This is a genomic window from Pseudomonas sp. Leaf58, from assembly GCF_003627215.1.
Taxonomy (GTDB): Bacteria; Pseudomonadota; Gammaproteobacteria; order Pseudomonadales; family Pseudomonadaceae; genus Aquipseudomonas.
This window is the reverse complement of sequence record NZ_CP032677.1, coordinates 1,785,966-1,811,771: the sequence shown is the minus strand read 5'-3', so window position 1 is coordinate 1,811,771 and position 25,806 is coordinate 1,785,966. Positions and strand designations below refer to the sequence as shown.

Below are 25,806 nucleotides of genomic sequence, written 5' to 3'. Positions count from 1 at the left end.
TTAAACATGCGGTTGATCGAACAGTTGAGCCGAAGTCATGCGCGCTGATGCTTCGCGCTGCCATGCCTCAAACAGCTGGCGCAGTGGCGACTCGATTTCACGGACAACCTGCGACGGGTCTTTCACATCGCCCTGCACATCGATCTTGATGTTGGGCGAGAACGAAAACGCCTGATCCACCTTCGGCGCCGATACCGCACCAGGCGCAGCCACTTTGGCTGGTTGAGCCACTTCGGGCATCCGAGGTGGCACGGGTGCCGACTTGGCCACCATGTCCCGCACCACATCACCGAAACCGGCCGGCAAGGCTGCCAACTGGGGGACAGCTGGCGGTGACGCACGATCAGCGGCGGGCCTACGCTCGCTGCTGTTGATCATCACAGGCGCCGGTGCCGATTTAGCCGGAACCTCGCGCACCGTTTCGCCCAGCTTCACCGGCGACGTTGCCGGCGCCGGTTGCGGTTGGGCTTGCGGTGGCACCAGGCCTGCGCCGGGGAAATGCACCTTGTTGGCCGTCAACGCCGGCAACAGGTACGGGTCCTTGGACTCGGGGTCGCGCGGGTCGTACGACACCGCAGGCTCAGTCGGCGCCGGTGCAGACACGGCTCGCACTGAGCTGCCTAGCTTCGGTGCTTCCTGCAGCACAGGTTCAGGCATAGGGTCAGGCTGCGCCAGGGGCCGCACCAGCGGCGCACCAGGGAAGCGAACCTTACTTGCCGTCAATGCCGGGACCAGATACGGGTCCCTGGACGCCGGGTCGACCGGGTCATACGACACTTCAGGCTCGACCGGGGTCGGAGTGGCCACGGCTTTTACCGTGTCGCCCAACCTCGGCAGTTCCTGCAGCGCCGGTGCCGGTTCAGGCTCGACTGCTGGCTCAGGTTGTACCGGAGCCGAAACGGCCTCGGCTCGCACCGTCTTGCCCAGTTTCGCTGGCGGCTCCTGCGCGATCGGCACGCCTTCGGCTTGAGGCGCCGGTTGCGCCGGCGGCCGTACAAGTGGCGCACCAGGGAAACGCACCTTGCTGGCCGTCAGCGCGGGCACCAGGTACGGATCTTTGGGCGCCGGGTCGAGCGGGTCATACGACACTTCAGGCTCAGCCGGGGTCGGGGTGGCCACGGCTCGCACCGTGTCGCCCAACCTCGGCAGTTCCTGCTCGATCGGCTCGACCTCAGGTTGAGGTTCGGGCTGCGCCGGTGGCCGCACCAGAGGCGCACCTGGGAAACGGACCTTGTTGGCCGTCAGCGCGGGCACCAGGTAAGGATCTTTAGACGCCGGGTTGAGCGGTTCATACGACACCTCAGGCTCGGCTGGCACGTTGCGCACCGTGTCACCTAGTGCCGGTACCGGCGCCGCCGGCACTGACCGGGTGGCAGGTTCACGGTTGTCGATCACTATCGGCGCTAAGACAGCAGCCTTTGCCGCTGCTGGTAACGGGGCCGAGGTATCAACCTTGGGGGTTGGCTTGTCCTTTTGAGCCGGTGCCAGGGATACACGTACCGCCTCCTCAGGCGCTGGCGGACTTTCCGGCTTCGCCCTGGCTTCGAGCTCGGGTTGCTCATCGCCAAACCAGCGCTTGCCCAGCCACCCGCCGAGCGACTCGCCACCCATTCCACCCAGTACAGCACCGATGGCGCCGCCTACTGCCGTCCCTATGACCGGTACCACCGATCCAATGGCCGCTCCAGCAGCCGCGCCTGCGAGTGTTCCCGCAAGGCTGCCAGCTGCACCTCCGTACCCCTCTGCCTTCTCATCTTGAGAACTGGCATTCATCGCGACATCGATCGCAGCGGCACCGGCGTCCACCACATTCCCACCAGGCAGTCGCTTGGCAAGACGCGTAACGCCACGCACCGAGCGAGCAACCCTGCCCAAATCTTCAACCCCGGTCACCACCTTCGGCGCAGCAGCAGGAATAGCTGGCTTCACCGGTGGCGGCTTAGGGGCCTCAACTTTCACACCGGACCGGGCTGGGGGCGCTTGCCTTGCCTCTCGTCTGCGAGCCCGACGCCGGGCTCTACGACTACCACGGGCAGGTGCTGCAGGCGCGCTGTTTGTGACGCTACTGCCGATCCCGCTGAATGCATCGGTATTGACCACGAACACCCGCTGCGTATCATCCCTGCCTGCTAGCGAGTCGTTCGCAGGCGCCGCATCCGTCGGCGTTGCTCCAAACACCTTACCCAGCAGGCCAAGGCCGGTATCGACCACTTTGCTGCCCGTCTTAGGCAGCTCAATGGGCGTACGATCGCCACGCCCTGCCCGGCCGGCCATCCTCTCCAGGCCTCGACCTCGCGCGAGATTCAACACACCACGCCCGATCTTGAACGCGCTGGACGCAGTCTTGAGTGCGAGGATGGCCGCCACGGTGCCGGTAATGCCCGCGACGATAGCCGGGAAGCTGTCAGACAGCGAGGTGATGCCACGGGCGACCGCTGTCAGGCCTTTCGCCGCCATATCAGTTGCAGGACGGATAGCGTCGCCAATGCTGCGCATTGCGTCGTCAGCCGCCTGGACCGTCTCGGCCCACTGCTGCGCCGAGGTTTCACGGCGCTCGGCCAGGTTTTTGTCGAGGATGCCCGAAGCCTTTTGCGAGTCGGCCTTGAGTTCCTCATACAGCCCCCTGTTCTGCCCATAAGCAGTGAGCGCCGCCTTGACCTGCATGTCGGCGAAGATGTCGCCGGTGCGCAGGGTCTTTTCCAGAGCGTCCAGTGCAGCCTTGGCTTTTTCGGGGTCGACTTCCTTGTCGATTTTGGCCTTGGCCGCCTCGATCTTCTTAGCCTTCGCGGGGTCGGTCGCCTCGACGTACTTCATGGCCAGGGCCATGGACGCCTCAATGACGTTCATGCCCTTCTGCAGGCCGGTGTTGAGCGAGCCCTGATAATCAATGCCAGCGTCCTTGTAGGCCTTGACCACGTCGCTGGAACCGATCTTCTCCATCCAGTTCTTGAAGTTGTTCGCCGCTTCGTCCGAACTGCCGGCGGTCTTCATCTGGACTTGCAGCATCGAGCCGAGCGAGGTCACCGCGTCTAGCCCGGTGATCCCGTTTTTCTCCATGCCGGCCAGCAGTTGCGGGAACCACTTGGCCATGTCGCTGGCCTCGAAGCTGCCCGCCTGGCCTTGGTAGGCAATAGCCTCCAGCGCCTGCTGCATGACCTTCGGATCGTTGATTTTGGCGTTCTGCTGCAGCGCCTGGATCATCGACGCGGTGTCGACACCCGAAGACCCCTGGCCAATCGCGAACTTGGCCGCGACCGGCGCATAGGACAGCGCCTTGTCCAGCTCCATACCTGCGCCGACCAGCTGGTTGACCAGGTCAGCCACATCGTTGCGTGACATCCCTGTGTCTTTGGCTGTGTCGATCACCGTCCGTGTAAGCTGCCGCTCCTCCGGCTTGTTGACGATGTCGGCCTTGATCGCAATGTCACGGATGACCGCTTGATAATTCGCGCTGATCATAGTCGGCACTGCGGCCATGCCCGTGGCAACCACAGCCTGGCCAATGTTCGACTTCAGCGAGGCCTTGCCCGCCTGCAGCTGCTGGTGACCCTTGAGTTGCAGATCGGCGCTCTTCGCCTCACGCCCCAGCCGCTGATACTCGCGGCTTAGGCGACCAACCTCGACGCCCTGCTTGCGCAAGGCATCCAGATTGCTGTCCAGCTTGCGGAGCAGCTTGTCTGCACCTGCCGCGCCGCTGTCGTGCGCGCGCTTCCACTCTTCGCGCAGCTTGATGGTTTCGCCAATGGTGCTCTTCAGCACCTTGGCCCTGTTGCCTTTGGCCTCCAGTTTCTGGATGCCGTTCTCGACCGTCTTGAACGCTGCACCTACCGATGAGGCGACAGCGCCCCCGATCACCAGCGATAACGCTAGCCTGCTTGCCATCGGTGCCCCCTATGCAAGCTCAATCCGTAAGCCACCAAACCATGTCCGCGTAGGACATGGTGAGGATCTCTGCGGCGGAGAAATTCAACTCGGCCGCAAGTCGCTTGGCTGCTTGCTTCTGCGTGGCCGGATTAAAGCTCGTCGTCTCGCACCAAAAAGTTGTAACCGGTCGCCAGGCGGTTGTAGTCCTTGTAGGTGAGGCCCTCCAGGTCTTTGACGTGAACATCGGCCAGGGAGGCAAACAGGTTCAGCTCGCGCTGCTCGTCGTCACCGTCCGAGGTTTGGGTCGAATTGCGAATATCACGCACGGTCGGCGCCCGCAGGGAAATGGTGTCCTGCTGGACACCGTTGAACTGGGCCGGGCTGGTCAGCGTTACGGTGACGCGGTCAGCTTCCAGTTTGATGAACTTTGGCAGTGGCTTGGCCATGGTGTTGTGTCCTTGTTTCGAAGAGGGAGGTAAAAAGGTCAGGAGGGGCTACAGGCCGAGGTCTCGGCGCTGGCCGGCGAGCTGGTCGACGCCATTGATGACGCGCTTCATGCCGGCCGGGTCGATCTCGTAGATGACCTCGCCGCCGACCTCCAGCTTGTAATAGGTCAAGGCCACAGCGTGCTTCAGCTCGGCCTTGTCGCCTGGCTTCCAATCGCCCATATCCAGCTCTTTCAGGGTGCCGCGCTGGGTGACGATGACTGCCTTTGTTTCACCTTTCTGGCCCTTGAACGAGCCACGGAAAGTGCCGTTGAAAGCGTTGCCGTCAGCCAGGCCGAAGAACTTCAGTGACTCTTTACGCACGCCAGTGGTGGTGAAGTTGGACTCCATCTTCTCCATGCCCACGTCCATCTCGATAGGCATGTCCATGCCACCCGGGCGGTGCTCTTCCATCTTGAGTGTGAGCTTGGGCAAGGTCAGGCTGGGCACGTCGCCCTGGAAGCTGACCCCATCCACAAACAGGTTCATGTTGGCCAGAATTTCGGGAATCATTGCCATGTGATGCGCTCCTTACGCGACTTGGTCGAGGACTTCGGTCAACCACTGGTTGGTGACTTCGATGCGGAAGTTCGGGTTTTCCGCCGGCGGAACGTCGGTGAAGCGGATGTTCCAGTACACCTTGCCCTGCTCCAGCTGGCTGGCCGAGTTGAGCACTGGGTCCGCGTAGACCTCGAAGTTGATGATTGCGCCCTGGGCTTTCAGATCGCGCATGAAGGCTTGCAGGCCCTCGGTCACATCGCGGATGTAGGTCGAGGTAATGCCCCGGTCCACCGCCCACTTGTGGCCGTACAGGATCGCGTCCATGACCATGTCCATGGTCCTCACGCGGGTGACGAACGCCCATTTAGAATCGCTCGACAGCGTGCGGTTGCCCCACAGACGGAAACCGTCGTCGCGGATGATGGTCGCGATATTGGCGTTATTGAGCAGGTTGGCCCGACAAGTCTCGTCGCCGTCCAGGTACTCGATTGCGCGGGTGGTGCCGGTGATGCCGACAAACTCCTTGTTCGACGGCGACGACCAGAAACCGTATTCGCTATCGGTGTAAGCAAACATGCCCGCCGCCCAGGCCGAGGCCGGCGCGTCTACCGTCGCACCAGAGGCGCCGGAAGTGGTGTCCCAGAACTGCACACCTGGATCGACCATGTACAGGCGCTTGGAGCCGAACAGCTTGGCGTAGGTGGTGGCCGCTTCGTCAGTGGTGCCGGGGCCGTCGATGATGCCGATGGCGCGCAGCTTGCCAGCAATCGAATCCATGGCCGTAGCCACCGCCTGGGTTGCACTGTGCTTCGGCGCAACGATCAATCGCGGCTGCGCATTGAAACGGCTCTTACCATCGAGCAGCGCCTGCAGGCCAGTACGCTTGCCGCTGGCCTGCACGCCGCCAATGATCCCGGAAGTCTGCGCCGCCGGGTCGACCACCTTGGCCACGCCGGTGGCGACAATCACCGCCTTGGAGCGGGCATAGATGGCCTGGCAGGCCTTGGTGATGGCCGAGGCCGCGCCGAATGCGGCGACCGCCTCGCGCTCGTTGGTGATCAGTACCAGGTCGCCGGCCTTGGCCGTGGCGCCGGCGCCTTCTGTGAAGGTGTCGACCAAGCCAATGATCGAGGACGATGGCAGCGAGACGTTGCGCGCGCCGGTGTCGACGTTCGTTACGGTAACGCCGTGAAAGAATCCAGCCATTTGAGACTCCAGAAAGCACAGGGCCGCGTCATGCGCGGCCCGAGGGGTGGGAAAAGGAAACTGTCAGTGCTGCAGGATCTGCAGCACCTGTACCAGCAGCGCCACGGTCAAGCAGGCCACCAGCGGGCAGAAGAAGTCGAGGCGACCGTCTACAGTCCATCGCCAGATGCGCAGGCCGTCGTACCAGCGCAGGTTGGCCAGATGTACCGACTCGACGTGCGCCAGGTTGCGCTCGCCTTGGGTGTACTCGCGTCCGGCGAAAAAGAAGATGCCGGCAGCGGCGCCGGCCCAGTGACCAGCGGGAACGCCCAGCCAGGCCAGGACGCCCCACAGGGCGACCATGATCAGCAGCGCCGCCAGGACGTGCTCGAAGTGGGTTCGATTCATGCGTGCCCTCCAGGCACAAAAAAAGCCGCTTAGCGGCCCATGGGGTTACGGGGTGGGAACTGGCTTAAACGTCGAGGCCGAGGCCCTGCACGCTCTCCTTGATCGCTGCAATGGCCACGTCGGCAATGGCCTCGGCTTCCGCGTGGGTTGTCGCTTTCTGCACGTCCTGTTTGCCCTTGAGGCGCAAGGCGCGAAGGCTCAGCAACGCATCGTCCCAAGCCTTAGCCTTGGCCAGAATGCTGTCGGCGGCCTCCTGCGGCTCCAGCCCTGCAGCATCAGCCCAGGCCTTCACATAGGCCGGCGTGTCGCCGGCGTAACCGGCCTGCTGGAACGCGCGGGCCTCGTCCGCCGCGCGCTGATGCTCCAGGGCACGCAGCGGGTCGTTGATCACCGACGCGCGAGCCACATCGGCCGCTTGGTCGATCTGCATGGCAGCCACCAGCAAGGCCGCGCCCACGGGCAGGGCTTCATAGTTGTAGCCGGCAAGGAACGCGCCGCCAAAGTCGACGCTCAAGTTACGGGTTTGCATGGGGTGTACTCCGAATTACAGGGAAGCGAGGTTAGACATGACATGGCCCAGGTCTTTCACCAGGGCGCCGGCGGCCACGTTGCTGACGTAGCGACCAGCGAAACCGCTTGGGAACGATACGTTGGTGGTCGCCAGAACCACGCTGCTCGACGTAACGCCGATGAAGTTGCCGAACCAGTCCGCAGCCATGGTGACGGCCACGTTTTCCAGGGACACGTTGAAGACGGTCGGCACGTTCACGCTAGAGAAACCACGGAAGAACGAGCCGGCACGGGCGTTGTTCGGCGCCGGGTTTAGCCCTGCAGGCGACGGCAAGTAGATATCCATGTCTCGAATCGAAATCAGATTCGACGCGAGGTACATGTTGAAGCCGGTCATGTTGGTGGTGGTGACGCTGTTGGCATCAGTACTGGTGACGTACTTGGGCTTGAGCTTCGGCCGTACACCGTTTTTCGCTACCCCGATCATGATCAGCACCGAGTTCAGCGAGCCGATACCGGCCGGCATGTCGTAGTCGTCCATGATGTACGCCGTGCAGACGCCGCTGGGCGGGGTAACCGCGATAGCCTTGTTGATGGTCTTGAACGGCTCGGCCTGGGTGCCCTTGTTGGTGTCCAGACCGTTGACCGGGTCGACATACCAAGAGCGCGAGGTTTCTGGCGCTGCGGCGATAGCGGCCGCGACAGCAGCATCAATGCCCGCCTTTCGGGTTTGGAAATAGGAAAGCAGCGAGTTGGTTTGCGTGACCAGGTTGGCTACATCAGATTCGAGACTCATGGGGTCTTATGCTCCAAAGGTGTTTTTGCTTACGAGGGTTTGCAGCGCAATGACGGCCGCTGCGTTACAGATTGAAAGGCTCAACAAGCCTTCACGGTCGTTGTCTTGGCGAAGCTCTACGGCTTGCAGGCGCTGCGTATGGTTGTCGAGAACCACACCAGCCCGGCGCGATACCTCGCCCTGGGCGTCCAACTGGTCCTGCTGCTGCAGGCCACGCAACTGATCAGCAATCACTGCAGCGGCATTGCTGGTGACGCCGCTGGCCAGGCCTTCGCGGTCGGCATCTTGCCGGCGCTCCACGTCCGACATGCGCGACAGCAAGCGGGAAAGCTGCTCCCCCGCCACGCGCTGCCACTGGCCTTGCTGGTCGAGCTGATCCTGTCGCTGCAGGCCGCGCAGCTGCTCGGCAATCAATGCCTGCGCCTGCGCAGCCAGCGGCCCGGCCAAGCTCAGGCTCAGGCCGGCCTCGTTGCTGACAATCGTCACGCTATCCGCCGGCAGCGCTGCCAGCGAAAGGTCGTAGGCCAGCAGCAAGTCGGTATCCGCCGACTTGTAGGCCAGTGGGGTGGATGAATCGGACCACACCGCCAACAGGGTGCCGTCGCTCAGCAGAAAGCCGATTTCCCGCACCCAAAAAGCGCGGTCGCCATCGGCAAGGGCGGTCAGGTGTAGCAAGGTGCTGCTCAGGCGCTCGCCGCCGGCAATCGGATACTTGGCCGTTTGCGCAACCAGGCTTTTCTGGTCGGCTGACGGCGTGTAGCCGGATGTGCCAAGGGCAATGTGGGTGATCTGCGCCGCGATGCCGGTGTTATCGGCCCGCAGGATCGCCGCCAGCCCCGCCTTGGTGATCACAGGTTGTAACGGGGTACTCATAGAACAGCCTCCATCGTGGTACGCACGACGACTAGGGCACGGGTCGCACTGGCGACCACAAAGCCCGACTCAGCGTTGATCGGAACGCCCAGGGCCTCGACAGAGCGCCGAGACACGCCGAACGACCGGGTGGCATTGGCGAACTGCAGGCCCTGCACTGCAACGTCGATCTGCACCGCCTGGGCATTCACAGTCAGGCGCTGCAGGCCGCGCGCTCGGCTGGCATTGGCAAACAGCAGGCCGCCGTCAAAGCGCGCGCCAAGGCGAAACTCGTAGTGGCTGCGCTCGTTCTTTGCCGCGTCGACCAGGGCGCGCAGACGCGCCCCAAGCTGCGGCGAAATAATCGAGCCCTCCCCCTCGCGGTTCTCGTTCGCCCAGGCCGTGACCTGAAACGTGTACGGGGCCGCGTTCGGGATCTGGTGCCATTCCTTGAAATCCGCATTGACCCGCACCGCCTTAAGCACCCGCCGGATCGCCCCGACGGTGCCCTTGGTCTTGTGAACCGGAATCGCCTCGCGGACCAGCTCGCGGCGCTGGGCGTTGTTGTTGGCCGCCTCCCAGCCCTCTACCTTCCAGGCCCAACCGAGCCACGGCAGGAAGTCAGGCGGGCAGCGCGTCGAGTCGGCAATGCCCCGGATGATTTCCGGGTCAATACCTTGCTCGCTGGCCGCCTCCAGCGAGCGCTCCAGCAGCGTGGCGTTATGCGGCAGCAGGCTCACGTGGCCACCTGCGTGGTCAGCATGATTGACGTGCAGTTGGGGTAATGCCGCTTGTCACACGCGATACCTGCAGTCGGGTGCACCAGGTCAACCTGGCTAATGCCCGTTACGTGTAACGCTGCATAGATCGCTGACAGCGGCAACTGCCCCTCCAGGCTTCGCGCCTCGGCAATGGCCGCGTCCAGGCCTTTGCGGGCAGTCGCTTTGACCACCGCCGGATCTGGCCCGGCTTCGACGTGCAGGACGGCCTGCACCTTGAAGTCGGTCGGTGCGCCCGTCTGCACGCGCGGTCGGTCGGTGACCGGCCGCACGCTCTCGGCCGACAACGCCGCCTGTACCGTGGCCACCAGTTGGGCCGGCAGCGAAGTGCTATCCAGCCTTGGCAGAATGGCCAGCGACACGTCGCCGGGCAGTGGCTTATCCAGTCCGGCGTCGTAGTCACAGACCACCACAATGGCCCCGGCCGGCAGCAACGCTTTAACTGCGGCGTCGAGCGCCACCCCGGAAAACCGGGGCGAATCGACCGACACGTTGGCCAACTCGGCCGAGGCGGTCAGGCCGTGGTACTCATATGCGCCACGGCTGCCGGCAACGGACAGCGCCTCAAGCGACAGCCGCGTGCGATAGCGCAGCGCCTCGTCGTCTTCCATAACGGCCTCCACCGGCGGCACCGCATCAGGATCGGCCGCGCGAATGGTCAACCGCTGCACACCGTAATCGGCGGCGCGGTTGTCCAGGTCGGCACGCTTGGCATAAGCCAACAAGCTGGCCTTGGCCGCCGAGTTGACCCGCGCCCGCATCAGCAGCTCGCGGTAGGCCATGACCTCCATCAGCTTGACGACCGGTTCAGACTCCAACAGCGCCGTCCACTGGTCGCCCATATGGCTGCGGAAAATGCCTACGATCTCCTGATACAGCGTCTCAAAGTCCAGGGTTTCCACCACATCGGGCGGGGGTAGCAAAGACAGGTCAATCATGCACTCACCTCCACGACGGCCGAGTTGCCCAGGTACTGGCCTGTCAGCTCCAGACCAATCTGGCCATCAAGCACGGAAACCACCTTGACGCGCTCCAGCTGCACGCGCGGCTCCCAGCGGCCCAAGGCGCGGGCCACCTCGGCCTGCACGGCGCTTTTCCAGCCCTCATTAACCGGCAGGTCGACAAAGCGGCGCAGGTTGCTGCCGTACTCCGGCCGCATGCGTCGGCTACCCAAGGGGGTGGTCAGAATGTCCTCAATCGACTGTTTCAGATGATCGAGGCCCGAAAGCGGCTGGCCGGTTCGCCGGTCCACGCCAATCATGGTTAGCAGTCCAGGCGCTGCAGGTCGGCGTGGCCACCCAGGAACGCCAGCGCCTCGTCGTCGTCGGCCTGGACGGTCACGCGGCCAGCCAGCACCTTCAACTCGCGCAGGTCGTCGCCGGCCTGCAGGAACAGCGAGCGCGAGGTGTAGGCGCTGTCGGCAAAGGTCACGCCAGTTACAGCTGCGGGATCGCCCGCATCCGCCGCCGCGTCAGTCGCGGCGGTTTTCTTAACTGCCATAAGTGATGCTCCAGAAAAGACAAAGCCCGCGAGAGCGGGCTGTCAGTGTTTGTGATTGGCGGTGTTGCCGCCGGTGTCGATGATTTTCCCGAGGCCGAAAATGTCGCCCGTTACGCGTAACGGCCCGTCGATCTGCACGGAGCCCTGCAGGGTGATCATGGCCGCCTTAGCCGTGATGCTCTCGGCCTCGGCGCTGATTGCGGTCGACTTGGCGGTGATCGCGTCGTCGGTGACCACCGCCTTGCTGCTGCCGACCTCGATGTTAACCGTGCCGGTGGGGAGCTTGATGGTGTAGCTATTGGCCGCCCAGTCGTAGACCAGGGACCCACCATCATCGAAACGCCACACCTCGACATGGTCGCGGTTGTCCGGACGCTCGCCGGCGTTGCCGTACAGGCCCGGAATGAAAGTACCCTGAGCAGGGTCGCCGCTAGGGCTGACCAACGCGCCCTGCTCTCCCAGGCTCGGTGCTCGCCAGTGTCGCGCCTTGCCAGCAGCCAACGAATGCCAACGCACCCAGGCACTGCTCCAGCCGGTACCGTCCGACATGCGCAGCTTGCCAGCGTCCAGGTCGATCGCCACGACATAGCCCTTGATTATCACGCCGGCCAACATGCGGTCGTGCTCGGCGCTCGCGTAACTCACTCCAGGGTCTCAGGTGATTGGTAGTGATGCTCGTTGCCCTGACCAGCGTCAGGATCGAAGGCGACGACCAGCGGGCCGGGCTCTCGGGGCCACGGCCACTCCTCCTCTCCGAGATAGATCACCTGCGTCCACTCAACCACCCAGACCGCGTAACTATCCAGCTCGGGGCGGCTCCAGTCCCGCTCTGCCCTTACGAACTGGGCAAACTCGACGGCTAAGCCCCATGACTGCATCCGTAGCAGTACCGCCAGCTGTGCCGCAGCGAAAGCGACCACATGCAAGCAGTTGGGCACCTCTACGCCAACAATCACACGCGCCTCGAAGCGAGCATCAACAGCGGTTTCGCCTGTACCAGGATCTTTATCCGCACTCTCAAGGCCAGCCAACTCGAGTACTACTGCCGGCATGGGCACAATGTCGATACCGTCCGGCATGGTGCCAACATAAGCGAGGCCTGGTATGGCTTCACTTATGTGTTGCTCGATCGCCGCGTAGATCCCAGCGAGAGGTATTGGGTCATCAACCATTGCCTGTTCTCCGCAAATACTTCTGCAGTTCAAAGTTCAGCTCTTGCTCAAGGACGACCTTCAACCGTTCGTGAGCCCGGTTGGTCCAGGCTTCGAAGTGAGGTCGAACGTCATCGAGCGAGATCTTTGCCTTCGCCAGCGGGAAACGACTGTCGTTCTCCGAAATCCAGCCGGACCGCCGCCCCCCCCCACCGGCGACTTCGCTATCCGGGTAATCGGCGGAGTCGAAGTGTTTGCTGGCTGTACGAATCCAGATATCGGGCTTGCCCCCGTATACCTGCCGGTAGAACGCCCCTTGGTAGCGACGCCCAGCAACGGATACACCGGTCCGGGTTTGCCGAGGACGACCAGCACGACTGGCTTCGATTGGACGGATACCGAACCACAGCTTGCCTTGCCCATTGCTGCCCATCGGGAAAGCCTTGAGCCGCTGCCTCACAGCCGCGATGGCGATTCGCTCTTGTCGCCCCACCTCACGCGCAACCTGTCCGCGAAGCCAACGAAGCGTCTTGTTAATAGCTCGTCGCTGAGCTGCAGCCATAGCCTTGGGCACCAGCTTGGCAAAGTCCTCGAAGCCTTTGACGTCTTGTGGGCTCATCTGCAGGGTCAGCAGCCCTGAACTGGCTGACAACTTGTGGTAGCTGCCGACACTCATGGTGTTTTCCTCAGAACAAGCGTCACCAGGCCGTCACCGCCTGGCTCTACGCGCGTGATGATGTAGTTGCCACCACCGTCCTCGGGCGGCAGATCGACCACCACGCTCTGTCGCGTATCGACACCCGCGTTGTCGCCAACGCGGATGACCAGGTGCGGCTCACGCAGGCCGGTATTGATTTGGCCCAGCTTGGGCTGCAGCCACGGCGCCGAAAACATCCCGAGAACCTCACGACCTTCGATATGCGCAAGATCGCCCAGGACATCGAACACCACCTCGTCCACGTCATCGATCAGGTCGCGGAAGGCCATGATCAGATCGTCAAGCGGAGGACTGCACGAGGACGGGTGCAGATGTGCAGCGGGTTGGACTGCGCTTCGCCGTCAATACCCTTCCCAAAAGGCATTTCCTCGATTTTGCTGTAGTACGGCAGGCCCTCGGTGTTGACGGTCTCGATGTAGTCCGCCGGCGCGTAGATCGACAGGAACAGATCCGAGACACCCTCTGGGACCAGGCGAGCCTCGTCATCGGACACATACGCCTTACCGCCGACCTTGCCGCGATAGCGCTCCCAGCTGATGCCGCCGAATTCGAAACCCTCTCGCCCATCGCCCCGCAGGGCTGCAGCTTGTTGGCTGCCCTTGTAGGTCTCAACCACCGACGGGTGAGAGATCAGTTTCTTCCAGAACGTCTTGCCACAAAATGCACGCGCGCCGGTGGTGGTGACATTGCCGAGCGCGTCTTCCTGCATATCCAGCGCATCGACGCACTGAGCCTGGATGTTGGCGTTGGGGTCGTTGAGGGCCATCGACAGCGTCTGTCGGGACACACCGAAGGTTTTGTAGATGTCCAGCAACACCGTAGAGCCGTCAGCGTCGAGTACCTGGCCATTGACCGCTCCCATGCGGTGATACTCGTGAGTAGCGTCCAGTTGGCTCCGGGCCTTGCCCAGGCGTTTGTTCACGACTGCCTGAACAGCCTGCAGTTCGGTGGTGGAACCGAAGGCACGAATACCTTGGATCTCGTCAGCCTTGATCGAGAAACGTTGCGGCAGGTGAATGGTGTTGAAGGGGATGAGCTTGCGCTTGCTGCCAGCGACCACCAAACCGGAGGTACCCCGCTCTCCAGCAGGCACCAGGGCGAGGGTATCGCCGTCCTTTTCGATCTGAACGGTCAGGGTCGGGACGCCTTCTTCGCGGAACAGCCCGAGAGCAGCCAGGCGGCCCGGCACGTACTCTTGCTCGTTGATGGCCGCAGTCAGGGCTGCAACGCCGAAAGCATCATCTTGAAAAATGGCAATCTCAGCCATGGGGAACTCCAGAAAGTAAGAACCCCGCTCAAGGCGGGGTTGGAAAAAGGAAGGGGTCAGGTCAACGCAGGATGATGAAGTGCGCCGCCAAGGACTTTTCCGCATCGCCGTCGAGGCCCGTCAACAGCGCCTCGGTGACCTCGGCCAGTCGCACCACAGCGCGCCCACGTCGCGAGACGTCCGATTCGCCGAGCGGAGCGAAGAGGATGCAGACGGCGTTCTCGCTGCCGTCTTCAGCTTCGGGGTTGTAGGGAGCGAACTCACCACTTGCGGTTACCAGACCGAGCAACTGGCCAGCAACCAGCGCTGGGCCAGCGACGATATTGATGGCTTCGCGGGAGATTTTCCCGGCACCTTCAGAAAGCAGAAATTCACCGGCGTGGATCGGTTCCTGGTGGATGGTGCTCATGGTCGTGCTCCTTTATTAGCGGCCTGCCGGCGGGCAGCCCAGATGTTGGATGGATTGGGGAGTTGCGCCTTGACCTTCTCTTGATCGTCGTCAGCCGGCGGCAGGGCGTTGTTGATCTCGAAGCCCTTACCGGAGCTGACAATCTTCTCGAACAGCCGCGCCCGCACCGCGTCAGCATCCAGGCCGGCAGCGACGTACTCTTTGGTCAACTCAGGCAACCGCGCCGCGACACACAGATCGTGTACGCCTTTAGCCTGCTTAAGCGCTGCCTGCACCGTGGCCGCGTCTGTCAGCTTGGTCGATGCGATCAGCGTCTCAGCCAGATTGCCGATACCCGCCTTGGAACAGCCCTGAGTGATCATCAGCGCCAGTGCCGTGGAGTCGGCGACGTCAGGCTTGGTCGGCGCAGGCGGCTTTGCCGGGTCGGCTGCCGGCGGCTTATTGGCCAACTGATCGAGCAACGTCTGAGGGGTTTTCTGGTACCGGGCCATGGCCGCGCCATTCCCCAGGCATGCCCGCACCTGCACGCCACCGCCAATCTCATCAACCAGCCCGAGCGCGAGCGCCTCCTCGGCGGTGAGCCAGCTCTCGGCGTTGACCAGGCGGCGCAGTTCGGCTTCATCGATGTCAGGCGACTTGGCCTTGTAAGCCGCGATGATCACCTCGAAAGCCTGGTCGAGCACATCGGCCACCCGGCGTAGCTCTTCGGCGTCACCTTCAATCCATGTGTAAGGGTTGTGAATCATCAGGATCGCGTTCGACGCCATCACCACCCGGTGAGCGCCGCATACCGCAACGCTACCCGCGCTCGCCGCCAAGGCATCGATCCGAGCGGTGCAGCGCTCGCCCAGGCGGCTCAGCGCGTTATGGATGGCCACACCCTCGAACAGGTCGCCGCCGTTGGTGTTGAAGGCCACCTGTACCGGCGAGACACCGTCATCGATCGCCTTCAGGTCGCGAATGAACTGGTTGGCGGTGATGCCCCAGCCACCGATCTCGCCATAGATGTAGATCTCGATCGGGGTTGGCTCTGCGCCAGTAGCACCTTCTGCCTCGGTCGCAGCGCTGATGCGGTACCAGTGCTGTTCGTTTTCGGGCTGCGGCGTTGGCGCCTTGTTGAAAATACGGAGGGGCTTCAGGGGGGTCATGCTTTCTCCTTCTCGTCGGGATCGTCATCGACCGCCGACAAAGTGCTGTACTTGATACCCAGGCTCTGCGCCCGGGCGAGATCGGCGGCGTTTTCTTCGTCCACCACCTCGGCATCGGTACCGTTGCGCAAGCAAGTCTCGCTGCGCGTGGTGAACCCGGCAGCGATCTCCATCTGCCGGGACTGGACGTCTTGAACGGGGTGGATGTAGGCCCAGCCTTGCGGCACCCAGCGGGTGCGCTGGTATTCGCGGCGCCGCTGCGAGTAATCCGGCAGGTCGAGCGCCCCAGCCAGCACGGCCATATCCAACCAGGCTTGCCGCACCGGGCGGCACAACTGGTGGACGTAGACTTGGAACTGCAGCTGCTCCAGCCGGCGCCGGAACTCAGTCAGCACCACGCGGATCGCGCGGTCGTTCACGCCCTGCATGTCGCCGGTCATCAACTCGTAAGGCAAGCCGGTGCCGGCAGCAGCAGCCATCAGTTGCTGCCGCATGAAGTCGCGGTAGTTGTTGCCCGCGTCCGGCGGGTCGGAGAACTCGATCTCCTCGCCGGCCCCCAGCTCCTGCACGGTGCCGGGTTCCAGCCCCACCATGGGGGTAAAACCATCCCGGTCGAGGTCGACTGGCGCACCGGTGAGGGGATCAAGCTGTGGCCGACCGTCCGGTGCAGGCTTGCGCACGAAGCCTGCGAACAGGTTGGCCACCTCCTGCCGGAACAGCACCGCATCGTCGAAGTTGTCCAGGCTGCGCAAGCGCTTCAGGACCGGCGCCAAGCGCGGCACACCGCGCAATTGCCCCGGCTCCAACGGCTCGAAGATGTGCAGCATCTGCTCGGCCGGAACCCGTACCAACTGGTTGTAGCCAACATTCAGCGAGGACTTGTCGCTGGGGTGGACGCGGTAGCACCAGTACGCCACCCGCCGGCCCATGCCGTTGAATTCGATCCCGGCGCGGATGACGTTTCCAAAGCGGGTCATCTCGAACTTGTCGTGAGGGACGAACTCCGGCGCCAGGCACTGCAGTTGCAGTGGCACCGCATAGCCATCCTCCAGCCGGCGCGGGCGCAGACGGATGAAGCATTCGCCTGACTGCTCCACGGTGCGCGCCACCAGGGCCTGGAGACCGTAGAAGTCGGTGAGCTGATCGGCGTCAGCCTCATCGACCCAATCCTCCCACAGCACCTGCATCGTCCTGCGCACCTCTTTGTCCGCCAACTGCGGATGCGGTGTGATGCCGGTGCCGATCAGGTTACTGACCCGCTTGTCGATGACGTTGGCGGCGTATGGGTCATTGCGGACCGCGCTGCGGGAGCGGGAACGCAGGTTGCGCAAGGCTGGCATGATCAGGCTGTTCACGCCGGTGTCCGGCGCATCCCACCCCGATGAGCGCCGTCCCTCGGCGGCGCCTTCGTAGCTGGCCTTGATCCGCTCGGGCACCAAGATGCCCGAACGGCCGAGGGACATATAACGTCCGCTCACAGTCCCTTGCCCCCATGGTAGAGGCGAGTCACGCGCGAGCGTGGCCCGGCGGCCTTCACCAGTTCAGACTGGATCAGGTCGCGGGCCTTGATCAACTCATCGACCGTTCGATACTCGACGGTACGATCCGAGTACCGAACGATCTTTTCACCACGCGCGATCGCACGCTCGACGGTGGCGAGGTCTGCTTTTGTGTAAGCCATGTCAGCGTCTCTTCAGGTAGCCGCTGCTGGAGCTGCGGCGGTGCATGGGTTGGGGTGCGGCACGTGGGGCCGGCTGTTGTGGGGGAGGCTCGTTGCGCCTGACCTGCGTCGGTGCAGTTGGTGGCGGCGAATCATCTTCACCCTGGTCATCTGCCACCGGCTCGCGGGCCTTGGGCCGGGCTGGATTCTGCTCGCCTTGGTCGAACAGGCTGGCCTGCGCGAGCGCCTGCCGCAGCTTGTCCCAGTCTTGTTCGCCGTACCGGTGCAGGCCAAGGAAGTTGGCCATGGCCAGGTTGTACACCATGAGGTCCAGCGCCTCGTTGCGCTCGGCCTTGCTCTTGACCCACTCGATCCGCTTGTAGCCCTTCACGTAGCGCGCGATCTTGCGTTCGGCCACGCACTGCTGGAAGAACTCGTCCGGCAGGTCCTTGGCGAAGTGCAGCGCACCAGGGCCCTTCTCGAAGCTGTAGCGGTTATAGATCCAGTCCTTGGCCGTGTCGGTACCGACGATCCACAACTCAGCACCGTTTCGCTCGGTCTGGCCTTTCCAGGTGACGTCCACCTGCGACGGGCGCTGGGCGATAACAGGCCGGCCCGGCTTACTCGCCCCCTTGAGCGCAAACACGTTGCGCCAACGGCGTACGCGGGTGAACTGGTAGACCTCATGGGTGTGGTGGCCGCCGGAGTCGATGCCAGTGGCCAAGATCGCCAGGCTTACCCCGCAAGGGTGGCGGTAGCGAATCTTGAGGCGGTCATCGAGCAGCGCCCAGGTGCGCTCGTCGGCCGGGTCACCGGGGATCACCTGGTGATCGACCACCCAGCGTTCCATGCCAACGCCCCAGGCCATGACCATCAGCTCCAGGCGGTTGGCCTGAACGTCGACGGAGGCCGTCAACGCAAGCGCTCCCACTGGCAATGTGCCGAGCACGTAGTCTTCTTGCAGCGCGCGGGCCTGCAGTACTTCGGCCTTGGTCTGCTCGATCGCACTGTCCCAGACCTCAGCCAGGCGGGTGTTGTAGAACACCTGCATGGGCTCCAGATCGCCGCGGTCCTGGGCGCGCTTGGCTTCCTCGAACTCGCGGGCCAACATCGTCCACGAGTGCCAGCCCAGCGGGGCATACAGCGCGTTAAGCTGGAAGCTCACCGTCTCGCCGTCCCCTTTCGCATGCGCGCGCCACTCGCCTTTCGCCAGCATCTCGCTCTTGTGGTGCTCCTCGATCAGCACATCACAATCCGACCCAGCGCACTGGTAGTGAACGGTGCTGAAGTCAGGCGAGTACAGCAGGCGATCCCAGCTCAGCACCTGCATGTGCCCACAGGTCGGGCACGGCACGTAGAAGTGGCGCTGGTCGCCCATCATGAAGAGGTCGTCGATCCGCGACGCCCCCTTGATGAGCGGTGAGCTGGAGAAATAGAACTTGGCATTGCGGCCGAAGGTACTGCCCCTGGCTTCGGCCAGCTTGATGGGGTCGCCCTCTTGGTCGACATCGACATCCCAACGATCAACCTCATCGCCGTAGATGTACCGCGCCGACAGCTCGGACAAGTTGGCAGCCGAGCCGGCCGTGGTGGCGAACAACGTGCCACCCTCGAACTCCTTGGTGTCCATGGTGTTGCGGGCATCTCTGGAGCGGTTAGCCGCCACACGCGCCTTGAGCTCGGGCGTTGCATCGATCGTCTTACCGATCCGCGAGGACACCCGCTTGGCTAGTCCCAGGCTGGGCAGTAGCGTCAAGATGTTTGACGGCGCCATGTGTATCAGCGCCCCGATCCAGTTCAGGGCAATCTGCGTTTTCATCAGCTGCGATGCGACCTTGGTCACCACCCGCTTGCACGGGTGGGCTGGAGACAGGCAGCGCATGGGTTCTCGGGCGTACGGTGTACGCGCGGTGCGGTACTTGCCAGGCTCTGCGGCACCGGTATCACGCGGGATCCGCATGTACTCGTCCGACCACTCGTCGACCCACAGATCGGGGTCAGGCTTCAGCCCTCTGCAATACGCTTCGCGGTACACCTCGGCACCGTCTGCGTATCCGGTGGGCATAGGCTCAGCTCTGTGTAATGGCTTGCGAAAGGTCGGCGCTGTTCATCTTGCCGACCTCGGTGAAGACACGGCGGAAGGCGTCAACGAGGTGTTTCTCGATGTCCCAAGGATCACTCATCGCGACCAGCTCGGCGGCCAGCTGTGGCGCAAGGCCGAGAAACTGATCGCGAAGCATACGACCCGCAGAGTACGCGGCATCTTCTACAGCCTGCCGCTCGACCAGGTTGCCCTGGACCTTGTTGAACTCTGCCTCAGCCAGTTGGGCGAGGTAGTACTCGCGGTGCGCCTTCGCCTTCTGGAAGTTGTGAGCCCCAACGGACGCCGAATCTGGCTGCAGCGTCGCAGCTGGGCCGTGGCCGGGCTGGAGCTGGCTTCGAACATCCCGCTCGACGCGGTGTTCCTCGTGCCGAGCGGCGACAGCCGCCTTGCTCGGATCGGCAGATTCGGCCAGCAGCAGTTCTGTGGCTTCTACATCGACCTTACCGTCGGCGGTTAGCACCAGGCGATCCTGCTTGGCCAGTTTTGAAACGTAGGATTTCGACCATCCGTGCCGGGCAGCGAACTCCGATTTCGTCAGGTGGGTCATGTCGAAATGTCCAGTTCACCCAATGAACTCAGGGGGTTAACCAGTTCACCGCAGTTCACTAAGCTGGTGAACCTTCCGCTAACAAAGAACCGCGGGTTTCCTGCCCCGTACCCCGGCCATATCGCCAGGGTCCCCGGCCCTAGCCAGCAACGACCGGAGTACTTCATCACACCAACCAGCAGCCGACCCCATAAAGGCCAGCCAACGCCGCACCGACACCGGCCAAAAAAGGCCACACAGGGGCAGGATGGCTTTTGATCTCCGCAACGGCGCCAGGCGCAATTGGCTCCACGGTCGAACGCTTCGGCTCCCAGGGCAACAGTTCAGCATTTGCGCAAGACTCGCGCGCCAAATCGGTACGAACCACAAAACCGCGATCAGAAGTACGCGCCACCGCTTCGTCGCCCTTACGCAGAACCAGCTCGCAACCCAAAGGCGCGAAATCGTCAGCCTCGATACAAATGGGCAAGGGACGATCAGGCAGAAACACGGTGTAAGTTTTCTGAGTCATAAGCACCTCACAGGTAGGTTGAGCTCACAGATTGGTGAGCTGTAAAAATAAGAGCAGTCGTGGTAACAAGTCCGGTTAGCGGCATCGTTCTGACGCCCCATCAAAAAGGACTTGAAAATGCAGTTCGATATCTACCGCGATCAGGCGCTTGAGAGACTTCTGATCGTGAAGCGCGGCACAAGCATCAATCAGCTTAAAGATCTCCAACCTAGTTTTCTGAACGGGCTTGAACGACCAAACCAAGTCGATAGCGAAGTCGGTAGCCTCCCCTTGGGACTAAACAGGAAAGAGGTTATCGAGGCTGTAGAGCATCACGGCTACTTCGCGAGGACGCTCAAAGTCAGCATCAATGAGGTTGACGACTAAACAGAAGCGCTTGTCTTAACCGGCACCAGGGTGACTGGGCGGTGGCATCTCGCTCACGCCCAGCCGCTTGGCGGCCCAGCGCATGTAGAGGTTGATAGCGACATCGGCGCCGGCCATCGCAGCCAAGCATCCAACCGCTGCTGCCGCCCATACCGATACGCCGAGGGCGTACAGCAGCATGTTGGTCGAAAGACCGCAGGTCACGCAGGCACCAGAGCGCAACGCCAACCGGCGAATCAGCCCCCAACCGCGAGCGCCCGCCATGTCCGCCCGCCACATCTCTCCCGAAACACCGCCGACCAGGGACAGCACGATCACCATCCAGATTGGCAGTTCGGCTAACGTTTGTTGCTCGCTGTTCATGTAAGCCTCATTTGCAAAGCACGGCGCCGGAAAAAGAAAACCCCGCCAGTTGGCAGGGTTCTCGGTGCGCCGACAATTCGGAGCGGCTTGCACAGCACAGTGCTTGTGGGGTAAGCGCCTAAGCGCACTTTTGATATCGTGGCGTCTTTTTACATGCCACCGGAAAAACCGAAAAGGGCCTATTTTCGGTTCGTCGCCATGTGGTGGTTATGTCTCATCAATGTTGCACGCAAGTCGCATAGTCACCCGACGAACGGTCTGCTGCCGGACGCGGCCAGCGCGGGCGGCCAGGATGGCAAACACCTGCAGGTGAAGGGCCTTAACCCAGTTTCGGTAGGTGCGGTCGGCGTCCTCAGCCAGCCCAACCTCGCGCATCTGCTCGCGCACTGTGGCCCCATACAGGTAGCGCAGTTGGGCCAGCTTGGCCAGCGTAGCCCCGCGCGGATCACGCCGCTCCAGCTGGACCACTGCCGCGTCAACCTCTGCTGCCGCGTGATCAAGGCCTGCACCGCCGACCAGAATTCGCGAACCGGACGAGCCACCGCGCGGTGCAGCCCCCTTCCATTCCATGATGCTGCCCATTTGACTGCCCAAGCTGGCATCCAGCCCAAGCTGCCCACGTCGCTCTCCCCAATGCTTCATCAGCTCGGCAACCAGACGCAGGCGTTCGGACTGGTCGATAAGTACCGCCATATCGATGCGGTGCAGCGCGTGATCCACCTGCTGCTGTAGGCGCAATCCTTGGTCCTTCGTCATCGCCAGCCCTCCCCGGCCAGTACCCAACACGCATTTGGCAAACCCAACACAAACCCAACACACTCAAAGCCCAATGAATTCAATGGATTGGAAGTAACTGTGTTGGGTGTGTTGGGTGTGTTGGGTTTTTCAGGGTTCGCATAGAGATTTCTTCCCCCTTCGATTTCAGCGATTAAAAAAAATCGCGCGCGCGCGCGTGCGCACAAACCCAACACACCCAACACACATACCCGCAAAGCCACAGATTCCGGGGCCTGAATGTGTGTTGGCTCACCAAAACCAACCCAACACAAACCCAACACACCCAACACACTTAATGGCAGAGTCATGCCGCAAGCCTCTTGATGTGGTCCCAACCGTCCACGCTCCAGCCCGCCAGCTTTGCTCGGGCACGCCACTCGACAACGGTCTTGCCCAGCTCGGCCGACTTCATGGATGGGGGCAGGGAAGGATCGCCCTCGCAGGGCACAAAGAACGCCGCAAATCGGCGAGAACTGCCATCCGTCCAGGGGATAGGGCGCGTCTTCTCCACCTTCGCGCTGAACATCAGCGAGAACTTCGTGTGGCTCATGGAGTTCTCTTTGTTGTGGGAGCACCACTCAAGGAACATGGCGTACACATCCGAAGTCAGGCAGCAGCCCCACAGGCCGTGCCCCAGCTCACCGTTTCGCCAGAGGTAGAAGAAGGTCTGCCAGGCCGTGCGACTCAGCTCAACCAGCCGCTGGCGGGCTTCGGTTTTCGGCGGACGAGTGCGTTGGTTGAAGTCCTCAAGGTCGACATCGAGCAGCCACCCGTACAAGGCTGCCACCCCACCGTTGGCTAGTTCTCGGGCGATAGCCTTCTGCCTTTCGGCGGGCAGGGTCTCCATTGGCCACATCACGAGCATCCGGCGGTCGTCTTCACTGATCGGCCACGGCATGATCTCGTTGCTCAAGAACGCCGAGTTCATGTGATTGGATTCTTCCCAGCCGTTGATGAACTTTGATTCCATGCGCACCGTCTTGCCGGTGATCATGTGCTTGATCTTGCCTACTTGGTTGTAGCGCTGGTCACGGCTCACAACCTCTTCAAACACGGCCCAAAGCTTGCCGCTTTGCCAGGCGTTGAAGTTGCCCTCCAGCTGTGCCTGGCCAACCGTGGCACCGTAACGACCGTACAGCTCGCCCATGACGTCCGCGAACAGTAGGCTTTTGCCCGAGCCCTCCATGGTTGAGTGGAACAGAATCGCGGTGTCCATCTTTGCACCCATGTGCTGCAGCGGGTAGGCCAGCCACTTGACCAGCCAATCCAACGCTTCGGCGTCATTGTTGCAAAGGAATGAGATCAGCCACCGCAGGTTCTCGCACGCAGCATCGTCACGGACCGGCTCAAGCGGCAAGCCCTCAAAAGTGTTGATGTAGATCGCCGGGTCCTTGGTCATCGTCGGGTCGAACACGATGTGATCGACGTCCACCACCCGCCGTTCCGGGCTGTTCAGCCAGAGCTGATAGGCATCCCCCAAGGCCATCTTGACGCTGCCCTCGGGCAACCGACGCTTCTTCTCGCGATCCCAGGCCTCTTTTGTCCCATCGATGTAGATGTAGCGGTCGAGCGGTTCAAGCTTCAGCGCTCCACCCTTCTTGCTGGACATCTTCCGGGCCTGCTCAAGCTCTTGCACCTGCTCGGAGGCGATGAGCTTCTTGTCGGTCCGCTCCATCCACGCTTTCGAGAGTGGCTTGCCGACCAAGGCCTCGAAGCCTGTCCGCTTCATCGACCGTCCCTTGTCCAAGTCCCATACGTTCGTGGAACCTTCGACCAGGGCAAATCGGCGCATCGCAGCATCAATGTCCAGGGTATCTCCCCCCGCCCCCCCGGTGGCCGAGGAGTCGGCCGGGCTGATGGCCTCGACGTCCGATGGGGTGCGGGGAAGATGCTCGGCATTTCGATCGACGACCGGAGGCAGCTCGGCCGGCTCGACCACCGATGGGGCACGGGGAAGTTCGCCCAATGGCGGCGGTGCCGGCGGACGGGACTTCGCGTCAATACCCAGGATCCGAGCTGCCGCCCTAGTCGCAGCCCTCTGGTCGCCGTCGTGCATCAGGATGCAGAACACATCGAACGCATCGTTCTTGTGTCCGTTCGCCAGCGGGTCCGAGGTGTGATGCGAGTAGAGCTTGCCCTCCGTGATTGTCACACCGGGTAGGCCTGAGCTGCTGTGCGGGCTCAACCACTTCCCATCGATGCGCTTGTAACCGTGCGCCTCAATCATCGTTGCGATGTCATGGATGCGATTGAATTCAGGGATAACCTCGGGGAGCCGATCACCAGATCGTGCTGCAGCTGTTGATGGCTTGGCCATGGGAAGAGCTGCAGGCGCAGGCGTTGCCGCCTTCGGTTTCCACGGGCAAACGCCCTCCCCCTTCGGCTTGAACTCATCCCAATCCTGCCAGATGGCCAACAAGTCGGCAGGCAGCTCTGGCAAGCCTTCAGATGCCGGAGGGGTACGCCATATGTAAGGTTTGCGAGTGCCTGGGTGAATGGAAGGTGGCAATACGTCCTGCACCAGGCCACCTCGCAACTCGAAGACCGTCACTTTCTTGAAAGGCTCAGCCGCCATGCGGAAGGCGGCCTCGCGGTCTGCATCACCCTCGTCCATGGCAGCCTTCACTTGCGCCATGAGCCCTTTGTAGATGGTGCCATCCGGGTCGTTTTTGTTTGGCCAAACCAGGGCATGGCGACTCAGCTCCACCCCCTCAGGGACGCGGAACATCACGCGGAATCGTTCAGGGTTGCCCACGGAGGTAGGGTATGCGTCAGCGAGTGCATCGACATCGAGTCCAAGCGTCTGCTGCAGCACCTGTCGGGTCAGCTCGACATCATCAACATCGAGCGAGCAGACACCACTCGGCCCGAGCACAACACCGAGGTTGTGATTCGGGCTCGTGGTCCAGAACGCTTCCGCCTTCGAGGCATTCGTGAAATAGCCACCAGGCTTGTTCCATCCGGCCCCCTTCGGCCCCTTTTCACCCGGTTCGATAGGAACCAGAGCCAGACCGAAGGTTTCAATGTAACGCCGCGCCCAATCAGCTGTGGTAGGAGTTGGGCGGTCGCTCATCTCCGGCGCTCCCGCAACTCTTGGCAATCGATGCAGGTTTCGCAACCGGAGACTGACAATTGACGGGCCAGCGGGATGGGCTCATCGCAGTCTTCGCAGATTTGCGCGCTTGGCTTGACCGGGAGCCGCGCAAGACGCTGCAGCGACAACTGGAGGAAATACTCAGCGCGGTCATTGGCAAAATCGACGGCATCAGCCATGGCTTACGTCCTCCATGGCTTCGCGCGCGCCCGCCATGATGGCAAGAACTTGGCGAATAACTTCCATGCCACGCTGCTCCAGATTCAACACCTCCGACAAGGTCCAAACGTTGTCCGAGGCACCATCATGCAGGCTACCCACGAACTGACCGGACTCGGCCAGAAGCTTCGCAACCGCCTGCAAGGCATCGTTGGTAGCAGGCACAGGCTTGGGGCGATACCAGACCGCACCGGCAGGACGAACCAGTGCATCGAGCAGCCGCGGATCAGCGGTCCACTGCACGATCTCTTCCAGTTCGTCGGGGGTTGGCCAGCGGCGGTCGTCGGCATGGTGCAACTTCTTCTGCAGGGCATCCACCTCGAGCCCCATGTCAAAGGCCAGCCTAGTGATACCGCCGTGATAATCACGACCCGCGCGATAGAGCGCTTGTCGCAAAGTGAGAACCGGACCTGCGCCCGGCAAAAGATCAATCCTGCTCATAACCGTAAATCCTCGGTTTACGGCCTAGTCATAGGATCATGTAAGACCTATCCTACGACCACGACCTGTGTGCTGTGCCTTGCGTGCTGTGCGGGCATGGCATTTGGTAATAGTCGTCCGGCTGAACTTGTGAGAGAGGCCACCGGCCGAC

31 protein-coding genes are annotated in these 25,806 nt (G+C 62.3%); 1 reads left to right on the top strand and 30 read right to left on the bottom strand.

Translation table 11 applies throughout. The annotated features are described in order from the left end of the window. The 24 genes from DV532_RS08460 to DV532_RS08340 all read right to left on the bottom strand — a co-directional run bounded on the left by DV532_RS08460 (position 1) and on the right by DV532_RS08340 (position 20,395). A complete protein-coding gene (locus tag DV532_RS08460; RefSeq protein WP_120715319.1) occupies positions 1 to 3,882 on the bottom strand; it encodes a phage tail tape measure protein in 3,882 nt (1,293 codons plus the stop codon). A gap of 131 nt (positions 3,883 to 4,013) precedes the next feature. Further along, on the bottom strand, positions 4,014 to 4,310 hold the full coding sequence (locus DV532_RS08450; protein WP_056806661.1) for a phage tail assembly protein: 297 nt from the start codon (positions 4,308 to 4,310) through the stop codon (positions 4,014 to 4,016). A 48-nt stretch (positions 4,311 to 4,358) separates the two neighbouring features. Next, positions 4,359 to 4,868 carry a phage major tail tube protein gene (locus tag DV532_RS08445; RefSeq protein WP_056806658.1) on the bottom strand — a complete coding sequence of 170 codons (510 nt, stop codon included), beginning with the start codon at positions 4,866 to 4,868 and terminating at the stop codon, positions 4,359 to 4,361. Positions 4,869 to 4,880: 12 nt separating this feature from the next. After that, complete coding sequence (locus DV532_RS08440) at positions 4,881 to 6,056, bottom strand: phage tail sheath family protein (RefSeq protein WP_056806655.1); 1,176 nt, start codon at positions 6,054 to 6,056, stop codon at positions 4,881 to 4,883. Positions 6,057 to 6,119: 63 nt separating this feature from the next. Further along, positions 6,120 to 6,443, bottom strand: a complete 324-nt coding sequence (locus tag DV532_RS08435) for a hypothetical protein (protein WP_056806652.1) — start codon at positions 6,441 to 6,443, stop codon at positions 6,120 to 6,122. Positions 6,444 to 6,507: 64 nt separating this feature from the next. Then, positions 6,508 to 6,972 carry a hypothetical protein gene (locus tag DV532_RS08430; RefSeq protein ID WP_056806650.1) on the bottom strand — a complete coding sequence of 155 codons (465 nt, stop codon included), beginning with the start codon at positions 6,970 to 6,972 and terminating at the stop codon, positions 6,508 to 6,510. A 15-nt stretch (positions 6,973 to 6,987) separates the two neighbouring features. After that, positions 6,988 to 7,749, bottom strand: a complete 762-nt coding sequence (locus DV532_RS08425; protein WP_056806647.1) for a DUF1565 domain-containing protein — start codon at positions 7,747 to 7,749, stop codon at positions 6,988 to 6,990. Between the two features lie 6 nt (positions 7,750 to 7,755). Then, on the bottom strand, positions 7,756 to 8,622 hold the full coding sequence (locus tag DV532_RS08420) for a phage tail protein (protein ID WP_056806645.1): 867 nt from the start codon (positions 8,620 to 8,622) through the stop codon (positions 7,756 to 7,758). Beyond that, complete coding sequence (locus DV532_RS08415) at positions 8,619 to 9,341, bottom strand: phage tail protein I (RefSeq protein ID WP_056806642.1); 723 nt, start codon at positions 9,339 to 9,341, stop codon at positions 8,619 to 8,621. The genes DV532_RS08420 and DV532_RS08415 overlap by 4 nt, the downstream gene beginning before the upstream one ends. Continuing rightward, positions 9,338 to 10,318 carry a baseplate J/gp47 family protein gene (locus DV532_RS08410; RefSeq protein WP_056806639.1) on the bottom strand — a complete coding sequence of 327 codons (981 nt, stop codon included), beginning with the start codon at positions 10,316 to 10,318 and terminating at the stop codon, positions 9,338 to 9,340. The genes DV532_RS08415 and DV532_RS08410 overlap by 4 nt, the downstream gene beginning before the upstream one ends. Next, entirely contained in the window at positions 10,315 to 10,641 is a 327-nt protein-coding gene (locus tag DV532_RS08405; protein WP_056806636.1) for a GPW/gp25 family protein, read from the bottom strand. The genes DV532_RS08410 and DV532_RS08405 overlap by 4 nt, the downstream gene beginning before the upstream one ends. Positions 10,642 to 10,643: 2 nt before the next feature. After that, a complete protein-coding gene (locus tag DV532_RS08400; protein WP_056806631.1) occupies positions 10,644 to 10,880 on the bottom strand; it encodes a hypothetical protein in 237 nt (78 codons plus the stop codon). A 42-nt stretch (positions 10,881 to 10,922) separates the two neighbouring features. Further along, a complete protein-coding gene (locus DV532_RS08395; protein WP_056806629.1) occupies positions 10,923 to 11,525 on the bottom strand; it encodes a phage baseplate assembly protein V in 603 nt (200 codons plus the stop codon). Next, positions 11,522 to 12,052, bottom strand: coding sequence for a hypothetical protein (locus tag DV532_RS08390; RefSeq protein ID WP_056806627.1), 531 nt, complete (start codon positions 12,050 to 12,052; stop codon positions 11,522 to 11,524). Before DV532_RS08390 ends, DV532_RS08395 begins: the two co-directional genes overlap by 4 nt. Continuing rightward, positions 12,045 to 12,707 carry a hypothetical protein gene (locus DV532_RS08385; protein ID WP_056806624.1) on the bottom strand — a complete coding sequence of 221 codons (663 nt, stop codon included), beginning with the start codon at positions 12,705 to 12,707 and terminating at the stop codon, positions 12,045 to 12,047. The genes DV532_RS08390 and DV532_RS08385 overlap by 8 nt, the downstream gene beginning before the upstream one ends. After that, positions 12,704 to 13,018: a hypothetical protein gene (locus DV532_RS08380; RefSeq protein WP_056806621.1), complete on the bottom strand. Its 315-nt coding sequence runs from the start codon at positions 13,016 to 13,018 to the stop codon at positions 12,704 to 12,706. The genes DV532_RS08385 and DV532_RS08380 overlap by 4 nt, the downstream gene beginning before the upstream one ends. Positions 13,019 to 13,020: 2 nt before the next feature. Then, positions 13,021 to 14,016 (bottom strand): major capsid protein, encoded by a 996-nt coding sequence (locus tag DV532_RS08375; RefSeq protein ID WP_056806618.1) that lies wholly within the window; start codon positions 14,014 to 14,016, stop codon positions 13,021 to 13,023. A gap of 61 nt (positions 14,017 to 14,077) precedes the next feature. Continuing rightward, positions 14,078 to 14,425, bottom strand: a complete 348-nt coding sequence (locus DV532_RS08370; RefSeq protein ID WP_056806616.1) for a head decoration protein — start codon at positions 14,423 to 14,425, stop codon at positions 14,078 to 14,080. After that, a complete protein-coding gene (locus DV532_RS08365) occupies positions 14,422 to 15,573 on the bottom strand; it encodes a head maturation protease, ClpP-related (RefSeq protein ID WP_056806613.1) in 1,152 nt (383 codons plus the stop codon). Before DV532_RS08365 ends, DV532_RS08370 begins: the two co-directional genes overlap by 4 nt. Continuing rightward, positions 15,570 to 17,036 carry a phage portal protein gene (locus DV532_RS08360; protein ID WP_372339983.1) on the bottom strand — a complete coding sequence of 489 codons (1,467 nt, stop codon included), beginning with the start codon at positions 17,034 to 17,036 and terminating at the stop codon, positions 15,570 to 15,572. Before DV532_RS08360 ends, DV532_RS08365 begins: the two co-directional genes overlap by 4 nt. 11 nt (positions 17,037 to 17,047) lie before the next feature. Next, positions 17,048 to 17,254, bottom strand: coding sequence for a phage head-tail joining protein (locus tag DV532_RS08355; RefSeq protein WP_056806607.1), 207 nt, complete (start codon positions 17,252 to 17,254; stop codon positions 17,048 to 17,050). A gap of 1 nt (position 17,255) precedes the next feature. Beyond that, a complete protein-coding gene (locus tag DV532_RS08350) occupies positions 17,256 to 19,298 on the bottom strand; it encodes a phage terminase large subunit family protein (RefSeq protein WP_056806602.1) in 2,043 nt (680 codons plus the stop codon). 4 nt (positions 19,299 to 19,302) lie between these two features. Further along, positions 19,303 to 19,884, bottom strand: a complete 582-nt coding sequence (locus tag DV532_RS08345) for a hypothetical protein (RefSeq protein ID WP_056806599.1) — start codon at positions 19,882 to 19,884, stop codon at positions 19,303 to 19,305. A gap of 166 nt (positions 19,885 to 20,050) precedes the next feature. Further along, on the bottom strand, positions 20,051 to 20,395 hold the full coding sequence (locus DV532_RS08340; RefSeq protein WP_056806595.1) for a hypothetical protein: 345 nt from the start codon (positions 20,393 to 20,395) through the stop codon (positions 20,051 to 20,053). A 117-nt stretch (positions 20,396 to 20,512) separates the two neighbouring features. On the opposite strand from DV532_RS08340, the gene DV532_RS08335 reads away from it, so the two are divergent. After that, positions 20,513 to 20,761: a hypothetical protein gene (locus tag DV532_RS08335; RefSeq protein WP_056806593.1), complete on the top strand. Its 249-nt coding sequence runs from the start codon at positions 20,513 to 20,515 to the stop codon at positions 20,759 to 20,761. A 15-nt stretch (positions 20,762 to 20,776) separates the two neighbouring features. Here the strand turns inward: DV532_RS08335 and DV532_RS08330 are convergent, their stop codons facing one another. The 6 genes from DV532_RS08330 to DV532_RS08310 form a co-directional block, all read right to left on the bottom strand. Continuing rightward, a complete protein-coding gene (locus DV532_RS08330; protein WP_044046940.1) occupies positions 20,777 to 21,124 on the bottom strand; it encodes a phage holin family protein in 348 nt (115 codons plus the stop codon). A 207-nt stretch (positions 21,125 to 21,331) separates the two neighbouring features. Continuing rightward, a complete protein-coding gene (locus tag DV532_RS08325; protein WP_082477179.1) occupies positions 21,332 to 21,880 on the bottom strand; it encodes a hypothetical protein in 549 nt (182 codons plus the stop codon). Continuing rightward, positions 21,877 to 22,209: a hypothetical protein gene (locus DV532_RS30205; protein WP_156676015.1), complete on the bottom strand. Its 333-nt coding sequence runs from the start codon at positions 22,207 to 22,209 to the stop codon at positions 21,877 to 21,879. The genes DV532_RS08325 and DV532_RS30205 overlap by 4 nt, the downstream gene beginning before the upstream one ends. Further along, on the bottom strand, positions 22,206 to 24,974 hold the full coding sequence (locus DV532_RS08320) for a bifunctional DNA primase/polymerase (RefSeq protein ID WP_056806591.1): 2,769 nt from the start codon (positions 24,972 to 24,974) through the stop codon (positions 22,206 to 22,208). The genes DV532_RS30205 and DV532_RS08320 overlap by 4 nt, the downstream gene beginning before the upstream one ends. After that, positions 24,971 to 25,174 (bottom strand): TraR/DksA C4-type zinc finger protein, encoded by a 204-nt coding sequence (locus DV532_RS08315; protein WP_019096614.1) that lies wholly within the window; start codon positions 25,172 to 25,174, stop codon positions 24,971 to 24,973. The genes DV532_RS08320 and DV532_RS08315 overlap by 4 nt, the downstream gene beginning before the upstream one ends. Beyond that, complete coding sequence (locus DV532_RS08310) at positions 25,167 to 25,655, bottom strand: phage regulatory CII family protein (protein ID WP_056806589.1); 489 nt, start codon at positions 25,653 to 25,655, stop codon at positions 25,167 to 25,169. The genes DV532_RS08315 and DV532_RS08310 overlap by 8 nt, the downstream gene beginning before the upstream one ends. Positions 25,656 to 25,806: the final 151 nt, after the last annotated feature.

Excerpts from the sequence above, each read along its gene's own strand:
- DV532_RS08460 (WP_120715319.1), bottom strand. The coding sequence starts at position 3,882 with ATGGCAAGCAGGCTAGCGTTATCGCTGGTGATCGGGGGCGCTGTCGCC.
- DV532_RS08450 (WP_056806661.1), bottom strand. The coding sequence starts at position 4,310 with ATGGCCAAGCCACTGCCAAAGTTCATCAAACTGGAAGCTGACCGCGTC.
- DV532_RS08445 (WP_056806658.1), bottom strand. The coding sequence starts at position 4,868 with ATGGCAATGATTCCCGAAATTCTGGCCAACATGAACCTGTTTGTGGAT.
- DV532_RS08440 (WP_056806655.1), bottom strand. The coding sequence starts at position 6,056 with ATGGCTGGATTCTTTCACGGCGTTACCGTAACGAACGTCGACACCGGC.
- DV532_RS08435 (WP_056806652.1), bottom strand. The coding sequence starts at position 6,443 with ATGAATCGAACCCACTTCGAGCACGTCCTGGCGGCGCTGCTGATCATG.
- DV532_RS08430 (WP_056806650.1), bottom strand. The coding sequence starts at position 6,972 with ATGCAAACCCGTAACTTGAGCGTCGACTTTGGCGGCGCGTTCCTTGCC.
- DV532_RS08425 (WP_056806647.1), bottom strand. The coding sequence starts at position 7,749 with ATGAGTCTCGAATCTGATGTAGCCAACCTGGTCACGCAAACCAACTCG.
- DV532_RS08420 (WP_056806645.1), bottom strand. The coding sequence starts at position 8,622 with ATGAGTACCCCGTTACAACCTGTGATCACCAAGGCGGGGCTGGCGGCG.
- DV532_RS08410 (WP_056806639.1), bottom strand. The coding sequence starts at position 10,318 with ATGATTGACCTGTCTTTGCTACCCCCGCCCGATGTGGTGGAAACCCTG.
- DV532_RS08405 (WP_056806636.1), bottom strand. The coding sequence starts at position 10,641 with ATGATTGGCGTGGACCGGCGAACCGGCCAGCCGCTTTCGGGCCTCGAT.
- DV532_RS08400 (WP_056806631.1), bottom strand. The coding sequence starts at position 10,880 with ATGGCAGTTAAGAAAACCGCCGCGACTGACGCGGCGGCGGATGCGGGC.
- DV532_RS08390 (WP_056806627.1), bottom strand. The coding sequence starts at position 12,052 with ATGGTTGATGACCCAATACCTCTCGCTGGGATCTACGCGGCGATCGAG.
- DV532_RS08385 (WP_056806624.1), bottom strand. The coding sequence starts at position 12,707 with ATGAGTGTCGGCAGCTACCACAAGTTGTCAGCCAGTTCAGGGCTGCTG.
- DV532_RS08380 (WP_056806621.1), bottom strand. The coding sequence starts at position 13,018 with ATGGCCTTCCGCGACCTGATCGATGACGTGGACGAGGTGGTGTTCGAT.
- DV532_RS08375 (WP_056806618.1), bottom strand. The coding sequence starts at position 14,016 with ATGGCTGAGATTGCCATTTTTCAAGATGATGCTTTCGGCGTTGCAGCC.
- DV532_RS08370 (WP_056806616.1), bottom strand. The coding sequence starts at position 14,425 with ATGAGCACCATCCACCAGGAACCGATCCACGCCGGTGAATTTCTGCTT.
- DV532_RS08365 (WP_056806613.1), bottom strand. The coding sequence starts at position 15,573 with ATGACCCCCCTGAAGCCCCTCCGTATTTTCAACAAGGCGCCAACGCCG.
- DV532_RS08360 (WP_372339983.1), bottom strand. The coding sequence starts at position 17,036 with ATGTCCCTCGGCCGTTCGGGCATCTTGGTGCCCGAGCGGATCAAGGCC.
- DV532_RS08355 (WP_056806607.1), bottom strand. The coding sequence starts at position 17,254 with ATGGCTTACACAAAAGCAGACCTCGCCACCGTCGAGCGTGCGATCGCG.
- DV532_RS08350 (WP_056806602.1), bottom strand. The coding sequence starts at position 19,298 with ATGCCCACCGGATACGCAGACGGTGCCGAGGTGTACCGCGAAGCGTAT.
- DV532_RS08345 (WP_056806599.1), bottom strand. The coding sequence starts at position 19,884 with ATGACCCACCTGACGAAATCGGAGTTCGCTGCCCGGCACGGATGGTCG.
- DV532_RS08340 (WP_056806595.1), bottom strand. The coding sequence starts at position 20,395 with ATGACTCAGAAAACTTACACCGTGTTTCTGCCTGATCGTCCCTTGCCC.
- DV532_RS08335 (WP_056806593.1), top strand. The coding sequence starts at position 20,513 with ATGCAGTTCGATATCTACCGCGATCAGGCGCTTGAGAGACTTCTGATC.
- DV532_RS08330 (WP_044046940.1), bottom strand. The coding sequence starts at position 21,124 with ATGAACAGCGAGCAACAAACGTTAGCCGAACTGCCAATCTGGATGGTG.
- DV532_RS08325 (WP_082477179.1), bottom strand. The coding sequence starts at position 21,880 with ATGACGAAGGACCAAGGATTGCGCCTACAGCAGCAGGTGGATCACGCG.
- DV532_RS30205 (WP_156676015.1), bottom strand. The coding sequence starts at position 22,209 with ATGACTCTGCCATTAAGTGTGTTGGGTGTGTTGGGTTTGTGTTGGGTT.
- DV532_RS08320 (WP_056806591.1), bottom strand. The coding sequence starts at position 24,974 with ATGAGCGACCGCCCAACTCCTACCACAGCTGATTGGGCGCGGCGTTAC.
- DV532_RS08315 (WP_019096614.1), bottom strand. The coding sequence starts at position 25,174 with ATGGCTGATGCCGTCGATTTTGCCAATGACCGCGCTGAGTATTTCCTC.
- DV532_RS08310 (WP_056806589.1), bottom strand. The coding sequence starts at position 25,655 with ATGAGCAGGATTGATCTTTTGCCGGGCGCAGGTCCGGTTCTCACTTTG.